Source organism: Pseudorhodobacter sp. (assembly GCF_030452865.1).
Classification (GTDB): Bacteria; Pseudomonadota; Alphaproteobacteria; order Rhodobacterales; family Rhodobacteraceae; genus Pseudorhodobacter.
This window is the reverse complement of sequence record NZ_JAKDLJ010000079.1, coordinates 1-11,567: the sequence shown is the minus strand read 5'-3', so window position 1 is coordinate 11,567 and position 11,567 is coordinate 1. Positions and strand designations below refer to the sequence as shown.

The window sequence follows — 11,567 nt, the reverse complement described above, 5'->3', positions numbered from 1 at the left end:
CCCAATTCATCATCTTCGCCCATATCATCATGAGCTGGCTGATCAATTTTCAGGTGTTGAAGGCGCTGCGACAGCCGATCGAGAGCCCGGATTTGCCGAAATGGGTTCAAGACTGGATCGCCGCCGAAACCGAAAGACCGTGGCCACCCGTCAAAGCCTGACCGACCCGCCGTCGGCAGACACGATTATTCTTCGAATAATCAGTGTTTGGGGGCATCTTGCTGTGCGATACGTCACGATGCTTGCGTCAAGATGTGCTTTCAGGCTTGATCACCGCAGCAAATCCATAGGGCAGGGGGCGGCATGACATCGGCAAAGAAACGTATCTGGGGCTGGTTTTTCTTTGATTGGGCGAGCCAGCCTTACAACACCTTGCTGATCACGTTCATTTTTGCGCCCTATATGAAAGACCTGCTGGGCGACGGCAGCAGGGCGCAAACCGTCTGGGGCTATGGCATCGGTGCGGCCGGGTTGTTCATTGCCCTTTGCGCCCCGCTTTTGGGGGTGATCGCTGACAAGGCCGGGGGGCGGATGCGCTTTTTGTGGCTGTTTTCGGTGATGTATGTGATCGGATCCTGGGGGCTGTGGTATGCGATCCCCGGCGATTTCAACCTGTTCCTCATCATGCTGTGCTTTGCCATCGGCCTGGTCGGGATGGAGTTTGCGACGATCTTCACCAATGCGATGCTGCCGGACCTTGGCCCGGCGGAGGAGATTGGCAAAATCTCCGGCTCCGGCTGGGCGTTCGGCTACGTCGGTGGTTTGATTGCCTTGGTGTTCATGCTGCTTTTCCTTGCCGAAGGCGAGAGCGGGAAAACCCTGCTGGGGATTTCGCCGCTGTTTGGATTGGATGCAGCGACGCGGGAAGGGACGCGGTCTGTCGGGCCGCTGACCGCGATCTGGTATGTCGTGTTCATGGTTCCGTTCTTCCTGTGGGTCAAGGAACCGGCGCGCACCGCCACCATGGGGATGATGGCGGCGGCGCGGACTGCCTGGCCGGAGTTGCGCCAAAGCCTGCGCGGGTTGCCAGAGCAGCGCAGCCTTTTTGCCTATCTCGCGTCGTCGATGTTCTACCGCGATGCGCTGAACGGGATGTATGTTTTCGGCGGGATTTATGCCGCAGGCGTTCTGCATTGGCATGTGATCGACGTGGGCATATTCGGTATTCTCGCCTCGATCACCGGAGCGCTTTTTGCCTGGCTTGGCGGCAAGGCGGATAGCCGGTTCGGGCCAAAACCGGTGATTGCGGTTTGTGTGTTGGTGTTGACGCTGGTGGCAATCGGCGTCGTGCTGATTTCCCGTACCTCGGTTTTCGGCCTGCCCGTGGAGGCGACGAGCAAGTTGCCCGATATCGCTTTTTACATCATGGGCGGGCTGATCGGGGCTGCTGGCGGAGCGTTGCAATCGGCAAGCCGCACGATGATGGTGCGGCAGTCGGATCCGGCGCGGATTACGGAGTCGTTCGGGCTTTACGCGCTGGCGGGCAAATTCACCTCTTTCATCGCGCCGCTGACAATCGGGGTCGTCACCGATATCACCGGCAGTCAACAACTCGGCATATCCCCGCTTATCGGGCTGTTCCTGATCGGGCTGTTTCTGCTATTCTGGGTAAAACCGCAGGGTGACAGAAAATTGGGGCAGGTGTGATGACAAGACCGATGACGTATCTGGTGCCGCTTTTGGCGGGTTTGGCGCTGTCCTGTTCCTCCACCACCTCGCTATATGCCGATCAACTGGCCAATCAGCTTTTTGGCGCCAAGAAAACTGCGTCGCAACAAGCGCCGATGCCGATTGGTTCCTACGCCAAGGGGTGTTCGGCAGGGGCGGTTCAATTGCCCGAAACCGGCCCAACCTGGCAGGCGATGCGGCTGTCGCGCGGTCGCAACTGGGGCCAGCCCGCGATGATCGCCTATCTGGAGGATCTTTCGCGTATGGCGGTTTCTGTCGGCTGGAAGGGGCTGTACATCGGCGACATCTCGCAGCCGCGCGGCGGGCCGATGACCAGCGGCCATGCCAGCCACCAGATCGGGCTTGATGCGGATGTCTGGATGCTGCCGCCAAAGCGATTGAACCTAAGCCGGGCGGAGCGGGAAAGCATCAGCTCCATCCCTGTCCGCTCTGCCGATCAACGCTCGGTCACTCGCAACTGGACCCGCAGCCACCACGCGTTGATGAAAGCGGCGGCGTCGGATGCCCGTGTTGACCGGATTTTCGTGGCGGCAGCGGTGAAGCTGGAAATGTGCAAAACTGCGAAGGCGTCGGATACCGCATGGTTGCAGAAAATTCGTCCGATCTATGGTCACGACACCCATTTCCATGTTCGGTTGAGATGTCCTGCCGGCATGTCAAGTTGCCAGACGCAAAAGCCGACGGTTTCCAGCCTGTCCAAAGGTGGCAATGGCTGTGACGATACGCTTCGCTGGTGGGTGACGGATTATCTGAACCCGCCAAAGGCCAAACCGGGCGCACCCAAGCCCAAGCCGCAGCCGAAAAAGCGCGGGCCACGGCAATACACAATGGCGGACCTGCCCGGCCAATGCAAAAACGTTCTCGCCTCGCGCTGATCGCCGGGATGGTGCTGGTTCTGGCACTGGACAGCAGCGCCGCACCGGTGTTGCCCGGACAATATATCGGCACCTTCGTCGTTTATTCCTCCGACCCGCAGTTCGGCGGGATTTCGGGGTTTGAAATATCTGATGATGGGCGGTCTTTTGTCGCGCTCAGCGACCGCGCGCGCTGGACCGAAGGTCGCCTCAACCGGAACGAAGCCGGCAAGATCACCGGCATCACCGCGGCAAAAATGCGCCCGCTTCTGGACGAAACTGGCAAGCAATGGCGCGGCGAGCGGGCGGATAGCGAAGGATTGGCGATCGCGCCGAATGGTCGCGCCTATGTCAGTTTTGAAGGCAAGCATTCCGCACGCGTGGTTGCCTATGCCAGAATGGGACGTTCCGCGCAGCCGCTGCCATCGGCGAAAGCCTTTGCCAATATGCCTGCCAATTCAGCGTTGGAGGCGCTGGCAGTGGACGCGGCAGGCGCTGTTTACACCATGCCCGAAGATCCGAAAGGCCCGTACACTGTGTTCCGCTTTCGCAATGGCGCGTGGGATTCGAATCTGACCATTTCACATCAGGCTGATTTTCAGGCGGCGGGGGCGGATTTCGGTCCCGACGGACGGTTTTACCTGCTGGAGCGCGGTTTTCACGGCATCTTCGGCTTTTCCTCGCGGGTAAGAAGCTTTGCGCTGACGGTCAGGGGGTTCAGGGATGAGCGGGTCGAAATGCAAAGCAATCCCGGCACACATGACAACCTGGAAGGACTGGCAGTCTGGCGTGATGAAAAAGGCGATATTCGCCTGACAATGATTGCGGACGACAATTTCTATTGGGTGCAGCGCAATGAGGTGGTGGAGTACCGGGTGACGCCATAACTTGACACGGGGCTGCGGCCAAGCGTAAACCGCACGCGCCCCCGATGTTCTGGGTGCCAAGTCTCCGCGACCTTGCTAAAACGGAAAAACAGAATGAACCGTCACCTGATCCCCGGCGTTGTCGCGATGGCGGTCATCGTTGTCGCCTCCAACATCCTTGTGCAGCATCTGTTCGGCCAATGGCTGACATGGGGCGCGTTCACCTACCCGCTGGCTTTTCTTGTTACGGACTTGACCAACCGTTTTTACGGGGTCCGTGCCGCCCGGACTGTGGTGTTTGCGGGCTTTGTTGTCGGGCTGATCTGTTCTTTCATCGGTACGCAGATCATCGGCGAATTCGGGCCGCTGGTGACGTGGCGGATTGCGCTTGGATCCGGACTTGCATTCCTGACGGCGCAAATGCTGGATGTCACCATATTCGACCGGCTGCGCAATCGCGGTTGGTGGCGCGCTCCGCTCGCCTCTACCCTGATCGGCGCATCGGCGGATACGGCGATTTTCTTCACCGTGGCCTTTTCCAGCGTGCTGATGATGCTGGAGCCGGGCAATGATGTTCGTTGGGCGGCAGAGGCGTTGCCACTGCTGGGTGCGGGTCCGGTTGTCCCGCTATGGGTTTCTCTCGCGTTTGCGGATTGGGGCGTGAAGCTGGCGCTGGCGATTCTGGCACTGATCCCGTTTCGCCTCATCATTCAAAAATTTCAACGGACAGCGGCGTAATAACTTTTGACATTCAGGAATTTTGTGGCAGGCTCCCCCTATCGGCAACGTTTTTGAAAGGAGGTGATCCAGTGTCTAGAGTGATGTTGGAGAGAGGTGTCGGGACAGTCAGACGGGGTGTTTGCTAGGGGCAGACCCCGGTGAAACAGACCACTGATTGGGCTTGTCATCCTAACTGGCCCATCTCCGTGAACTCGGAAAGGGTTGTCTGTAAAGGCAACCCTTTCTCTATTTCTGCCAGCCTCTTTTTTCGAACCTTCTACGCTGGCCTCCGGGTCTAACAAAAGGCCGATGGTCCCCTTTCCGGACCTCTGATGGTTGCCAAGGCCTCGTAGCATTCTGGCCGTTGTTCTGAGTCCGAGGCACATTCATCCAGACTTCTGTATCAATAAAGCACCAGTTTTCGATCTCCGGTCGACCGCGCCATAATCCCAGATATAGTTGCGCTGAGCGACGCGCGACCACTTCATCTAGCGCCCCGCTGTAAAACACACAACCAATAGCTGAACTTCAGCAAATCAATATTCCCATTCAATTGTATTGCGGCGAAAATAAAGCGAAAGAATGAACAATTTGCGGTCCGCTGCGCTGAAACCCCTAGAAATTGCGTCGAAAACTAGGTAATAAGGCAGTAATAGGGCAAAAGCCCAATAACAAGCCGGGTGATTACAATCCCGGATATGAGGCGGAGTAGTATCATGGTAAAAGCGATTAATTTCGCTGTCCGCACTTCTGCGGGCAAAGTTGTGCACGGCGGCGTTTCAGGCGACGGCGGCAGTCAGTTTCTTCAGGTTGGGTCCGGCGAAAGTGTCTCGCTCAACATTCCTCAGTCCAGCGTGGTTGCCTATCAGCACCAGGGCAAAGACCTTGTTCTCAAGCTGTCCGATGGGCGCGAGATTACGCTGAACGGATATTTTGAATCCAATCCGGGTGAAGACAACAAGCTCTACCTCAGCAACGATGGTGAGGTGACAGAGGTTTTCCTGACCGATGGCGGCGATGGTGCGGTCTATGCCAATTATGGCCCGGTCGATACCTGGAACAAATATTCCAACGTCGACGATCTGCGGTTTACCGATGACAACACCCTGATGGCGGGCGAATATGCCGACGATCAGGTTGGCATGGCACCCTTCGTTCCGGGCCTGTTGGCCGGGATGGGCGGCGGCGGGCTTGGTGCGGCAGCAGCGGTTGCCGGCGGGCTGGGCGTGATCGGCGCGGTTGGCGGCGGCGGTGGCTCAGGCGGACACACCCGCGTTCCGCCAGCAGTTGATCATCCCGAAGTCAGCAAAGACATTTCGACCGTGACCCCGGACAAAACCGTGGTCGTAAGCGGCACTGGTGAACCCGGTGAAAAGGTTGATGTCGTCATTGGTGGCAAGACGCAAACCACTGAGATCGGGAAGGATGGCACTTGGGAAACAGAGTTCAAAGGTGACAAATTCCCCGGTGACGGGACGCATGAGGCGGTGGTCACCGTAACGGACGGCGACGGCAAGACCGAAGTTCTGGATGGTCCGGAATTCGTGATTGATATGACGCCACCGCTCGTGTCGACCACCGAAGGTACTGTCAGTGTTGGCGATGTCGAGAACCTTGTCGAATACAAGGACGGCGTGACGCTGAAAGGCGAAGGCGAAGTCGGTGCCAAGATTGACGTGGTTGTCGATGGCCACTCCCATCAGACCGTTGTTGCGGCCGATGGCACATGGACGGTGACGTTTACGCAAACTGAAATTGCAGGTGGCGAGTATCAGATTCCGGTGACGATCACGGCGACCGATGCCGCGGGCAACCAGACGGTTATCACTGACAGGATCGCTATTGATACAATTCCGCATCCGCTCAACTTCAATTCGGTGACGGCGGACAATGTGATCAACGGTGCGGAGGCAAGCGGCGAAGTGGCCGTGACTGGCACCTCGACCGCAGGTGCGGTTGTGACGGTGGTAATGGAAGGCCATAGCCAATCCGTGACCACCGATGCCAGCGGAAGCTGGACGGTGAAATATCCGGCAGGCACCTTCACAACCGGAGACTTTGATCGCAGCTTCACGGCAACAACGGTAGATGCGGCGGGCAACACTTCCTCGGCAACGCATACGGTGAAGGTCGATACCACTACTTCGGTCAGTTTCACCGCCGGGTCGCTGACAGCAGACAACATCATTAACGAAAGCGAAGCGCAAACAGGGGTCACCCTGACCGGGCAAGCCGAAGTGGGTTCAACCTCGGTTTCGGTGGTGTGGAACGGCACGACCTTGCCTGCAACGATTGCTGCGGATGGCACATGGTCGGTCAATTTTCCGACCTCTGCGGTTCCGACTGCGGATGGTGTCAGCACCGCGACAGTTACCTCCACCGACGCGTATGGCAACACCGCGAGCAACACGCGTGACATCAGCGTTGACCGTGGCACTGCCGTTACCATTGACGCCAATCAGGCCGGTGGCGATGACACCATCATGAGCACCGAAGCCAATGCAGGCGTCACGCTGACCGGGACCGCCGAAAAAGGTGCGACGGTCGCGGTGGAGTTCCAGGGCACGACCCATACCGTGACGGCCAATGCCAGCGGCACCTGGTCGGCCAAATTCAACAGCGGTGAAATCACCCCCGGCACTTATGCCAACGGCGCGGATAATACCGTGAGCGTCACGGCGACGGACAAGGCAGGCAACATCGCGAAAACGACGCATATGATTGCCGTTGATACCGAGGTCACCGATTTCGCCCGCTCCACGCTTTCGACCGGCGAAGACAATGTGCTGAACAACGTGGAGGCCAATGATGGCCTGACCGTTACCGGAACGGTTGAAGCGGGTTCCTCGGTGCAGGTCAACTTCGGCAGCGTCGGGCCGTTCAATGCAACGGTGAGCGGCACGACCTGGACCGTGACGATCCCGAAAGCCAACATTCCGCAGGGCGAAACCGAGGTCAAACTGACTGCGGTTGCGACCGATCACCTTGGCAACGTTTCTGCTCCGCATAGCGAGATGATCGAAATTGATCGCGTCGTCACACCTTTTGATCGGGACGGCGGCACTTTGGGCGGCGACGGTATTCTCAACGCGCAAGAAGTGGCAAACGGGCTTGATCTGCAAGGGTCTGGCGAAGTGGGTTCGACCGTGGTTGTCAAACTGTCGAACGGCGCGGAACAAACCATCGAAGTCGGTGCGGATGGAACTTGGTCCACCCGGTTTGAGGCTGACCAGCTTCCGCATGGTCAAGGCGGCCCGGATATGAGGGTTACGGTTTCGGCCACGGACCTTGCCGGCAACACTGCCAGCTTTGACGAGTTCGTGAAGATCGACACCGTTGCCGAAGACGCGCCGGGGGTCACCAGCATTGTCAAGGCGACCAGCGGTGCGAACCTTACCGGCGTGATCATGGATGAAACCATCGACAGCAACTTCTCATTCCATAAGGTAGATCAAACTGGTCATGTCACCGACATCAGCCTGAAGAATGGCAGCAATGGGTCCACTTTTGCGCAGTTTGACAAGCCAACGGTGCCGGACGGGGATTATCTGGTCATCAATCATGCCGATGACGCCGGAAACGATTCCGCAACGCTGTTGGTGACGAACAACACGGGCACCGCCACGGTTGACCTTCATAACACCGCGTTCCACAACTTCGACTTCAGTTCCATCGACCTGACGCTTGCAGCAACGAACATGACAATCAGTGCAGATGATCTGATCGCGATGACCGGGCCGGACAAGATGCTGATGATCAAAGGCGGGGCAGACGATCATGTTACCTTGACCGATGCGACAGCCGCGGGGACGCAGGTGGTGGATGGTGAAAGCTATCACCTCTACCATCTGGGCGATAATGGCGCCTCGGTGTTGTTGGACGATGACATCAATACCGTGATCTGACGGGGCAAACAAATGCCCATCAGGATCCGCAAGACAGTACGCGGCGGGGACAAGCGCCCCGCCGCAGCCGCTGTGACATTCGCGGCCATTCTCGCACTTTCCGGCTGCATGAACGGAAACGCCCCCGGCGTGACAATGGCGGGGGGAAGCGACCCGACGGCCATTGCAGCGTCCACCCAGCTTGCGGGAGCGGCGGGTGACACGGTAAAGCGCGGCGAGCAACGCTCTGCCATCATTGATGATCTGCGGACGCGGCAGTCGGTTCTACCTGGCCAGGGCGCTTGTGGACAAATCGCTAACGGAGTCCTGACCGCGAACAAAGGCCCAGCGGCGGCGGAATTGCGGGTTTCGCGCTTGAAAGCCGAAGCGAAATCCAAGAATTGGTTGCCCTCCATCGGGCCAGTCATGGACCTGACTTCGCTTGGCGCATTGGCGGCGTCGATCCTTGTGGAACAGGTCTTGTTCGACAATGGCAAACGCAAGGCGGAACGCGCCTATGCCGCCGCTGATGTGGAGGTCGCCGCCGTTTCCCTGTCGGAGGAAATGAACAAGCGGGTTTATGAAGGGCTGAACTATTACGTCTCGGCGCAGAGGGCCAATGAACAGGCGCGATTGGCGGCGGCTGGTGTGACCCGGATGCAGGAATATGGCCGCATCATGGGTGTTCGCGTTTCGGGCGGCCTGTCGGATCGGTCCGAAGAACGGGTTATCCAGCAAAAAATCTCTCAGATGCAAGCGGGCGAGGAAGCCGACAAGGAGACGGCAGCAACTGCGATGGCCGAATTGAATGTGATGGTTCAGGTTCCGGTCGCAGGGCTTTCCGGCCTTTGCAGCCTTAGCGCACCCAAAGGATCATCCGAACCGCTTGCCGTCCTTCGCGCCAGTGGTGAGGGCCGCCGCACAGTGGCAGAGGCGAAAATGGCCCGTGCAGGGTTGTTGCCCGGCCTCAAAGCCAGTGCGACGGCAGGGAAGGGGGGCGTTTCCGGCGGTCTGCGTGTCAGTGCGGACAATGCACTCGGTTTCGGCACCGGGTCCAGCCTTGCAGCGCTGGAAGCCAGCCAGGAGGTCGCCACGCAACGCACGGAAAGCGCGCGCGATGATGCCAGTCGCCGCATCGTCGCGTTGGAACGGCAGATCGCAAACCTTCAATCGCAGCAGGGCCAAGGTGCGGGCGTGTTGGAGCAAACGGCCTCAAGTCTGAAAATGTTCACCCAACAGTATAAATATGGTCGCAGACCCCTGATGGAACTGGTCGGAATGTTTGAGACATATTCCGCATTGGAAAGGGAGCAGGCGTCAGTTCCTTACGATATTGCCCTGCTGCAACTTCAAATCGGGAATATTCGCGGAGTATTGGTGGACGGGACAAGAATGTGACAGATGACCGGGTGGTCGCGTTTGATATGAACGCCGACAGAAGCAATGCTTCTGTCGCCACCTCCGCACGCCCAACCCCGTCGCAACGCCCGCACCGACCGCGCCACACCAGCCGCGCCATGACCCGCGCGCAGATCGCCTCGGTCTATGCCGGGTTGCTCGGTGCGGAAATTTCTGCCGCTGACCTGCTGGAACATATCCAGATTGCGGCGGGCAGTGGCAAGCTTGGTCTTGATGAGATGGCCGCTTCGCTGCGTGGCGTCGGCCTGACCGCAAAGGTCGAAAAAGCGCCAAAATCCACCGAAGGCATCTGGCCCGCGCTGGCGCTGATGAAGTCCGATCAAGTGGTGCTGGTGCTTGGTCAATCCGAAACGACGGTCGAGGTCTACGACACCACCTGCCCGGACAATCGTACCGAAGTTCCGCTTGCCGATTTCGCGAAGGTTTTCACCGGTAAGCTTTTGCGTGCAAGGACCACGATGGCGGACTTGGAAGCGCGGCACAGCGACAAAGGTGCCGCCGCGCATTGGTTCTGGGGCGAGTTTCCGCATTTCCGCCGTCAATTGCTGGAAGTCGCCGCAGGTTCCATGGTCGCCAACCTGCTGGCGGTTGCCGTCGCGCTGTTTTCCTTGCAGGTTTATGACCGGGTGATCCCGCATAAATCCGAACCGACGCTGTGGGTGCTCGCCCTTGGCGCGCTGACGGCGGTGTTGCTGGAAGCGGCGTTGAAAATGGCGCGTTCGGGCTTGATGGATGTCACCGGACGGCGGATTGAATTGACGGTGCAATCGCGGCTGATGCATCGCTTGTTGGGCATGAAGCAATCAGCGGGCAAACGCGCGCCCAGCCAGATTTTCGGCGCAATGCGAGAATTTTCCTCGGTGCGGGAATTTTTCACCGCCTCCACCATCGGCACCGTTGCGGATATTCCCTTCATCCTGATTTTTCTTTTGCTCGTTGCCTCCATCGGTGGCAATATCGTGTGGATTCTGGTGGTTGGCGGTATCCTGATGGTCGCCCCCGGTTTCTTTTTCCAAAAGAAGATGATCGCGCTGACGCAATCAACGCAAGGGGCGTCCATGCGCGCCTCACGGCTGCTCTATGAGGCGGTCTATGAGCAGGAAACCGTCAACACCCAGCGCGGCGAGGATCGGGTAAAGCGACTGTGGCAAGAGTTGGTTACGCTGTCAGCGGTCAAATCCTCGGAACAACGGCATCTGACTTCGGCGCTGACCTATTGGGCACAAGGCGTGCAGCAGGCGACCTACATTCTTGCGGTCGTCGCGGGGGCTTATCTGGTCTTCTCCGGTGATTTCACCATGGGGACGATCATTGCCATCGGCATTCTGACCGGACGCACGCTTGGCCCACTGGCACAACTTTCCGCGACGCTGGCGCGCTGGTCCAACGTCAAGGCGGCGCTGACCGGGCTTGATGCCATAGCCAACGCCGATCAGGCCGAGGAAGCAGGGCGCAAATACCTGCGTCGCGAACGGCTTGGCGGCACTTATGAATTGCGCCATCTGGAATTCAAGTATGACAAGGACAGCGCGGCCACCGTCGAAATTCAGGCGTGCAAAATCCCGGCGGGCCAGCATGTTGCGGTGCTAGGCACCAACGGGTCCGGAAAATCCACCCTGCTGAGGGTGCTGGCGGGCCTGTATGAGCCAAGCGCCGGGCGCATCCTGCTGGACAACATCGACATGGGCCAGATCCATCCGCGCGATCTGCGCCGGGGTATCGGCTATCTGGGCCAAGAGGTGCGGCTGTTTTCCGGCACCATCCGCGACAACCTGAACCTGAGCCAGTTGGAACGGGACGACGACCGCTTGTTCGACGCGCTGGATTTTGCGGGCCTCGGTCCCTTCATCCGCAACCACCCGCGCGGGCTGGATCTTGAGATCCGCGAACTCGGCGAAGGGCTGTCAGTTGGTCAGCGTCAAAGCCTCGGTTGGGCGCGGATGTGGTTGCAAGACCCGCAAATCGTGATCCTGGATGAACCCACCGCTGCCCTTGACCAGACGCTGGAGGCAACGCTGGTCAGCCGCCTTTCAACCTGGCTCGAAGGGCGCACCGCCATCATCGCCACCCACCGCGTCCCGATCCTTCAACTGACCTCGCGCACCTTGATCCTGCAAAGCGGCAAGCTTGTCGTC

General features: G+C 58.8%; 7 protein-coding genes. All 7 read left to right on the top strand.

From position 1 onward, the window contains the following. The first annotated feature begins 303 nt into the window (after positions 1–303). Positions 304–1,647: an MFS transporter gene (locus L0H65_RS06930; RefSeq protein WP_301458105.1), complete on the top strand. Its 1,344-nt coding sequence runs from the start codon at positions 304–306 to the stop codon at positions 1,645–1,647. Further along, positions 1,647–2,564 (top strand): penicillin-insensitive murein endopeptidase, encoded by a 918-nt coding sequence (gene mepA, locus L0H65_RS06925; RefSeq protein WP_301458104.1) that lies wholly within the window; start codon positions 1,647–1,649, stop codon positions 2,562–2,564. The genes L0H65_RS06930 and mepA overlap by 1 nt, the downstream gene beginning before the upstream one ends. Beyond that, the gene (locus L0H65_RS06920; RefSeq protein ID WP_301458103.1) at positions 2,537–3,430 is read left to right on the top strand and encodes an esterase-like activity of phytase family protein; all 894 of its coding nucleotides are present in this window, start codon (positions 2,537–2,539) and stop codon (positions 3,428–3,430) included. The genes mepA and L0H65_RS06920 overlap by 28 nt, the downstream gene beginning before the upstream one ends. 93 nt (positions 3,431–3,523) lie before the next feature. Continuing rightward, positions 3,524–4,147 (top strand): queuosine precursor transporter, encoded by a 624-nt coding sequence (locus L0H65_RS06915; protein WP_301458102.1) that lies wholly within the window; start codon positions 3,524–3,526, stop codon positions 4,145–4,147. 698 nt (positions 4,148–4,845) lie between these two features. After that, positions 4,846–8,034, top strand: coding sequence for an Ig-like domain-containing protein (locus tag L0H65_RS06910; protein WP_301458101.1), 3,189 nt, complete (start codon positions 4,846–4,848; stop codon positions 8,032–8,034). 12 nt (positions 8,035–8,046) lie between these two features. Next, positions 8,047–9,411: a TolC family protein gene (locus tag L0H65_RS06905; RefSeq protein ID WP_301458100.1), complete on the top strand. Its 1,365-nt coding sequence runs from the start codon at positions 8,047–8,049 to the stop codon at positions 9,409–9,411. 26 nt (positions 9,412–9,437) lie between these two features. Continuing rightward, on the top strand, positions 9,438–11,567 hold a 2,130-nt coding region (locus L0H65_RS06900; protein ID WP_301458106.1), incomplete at its 3' end, for an ATP-binding cassette domain-containing protein.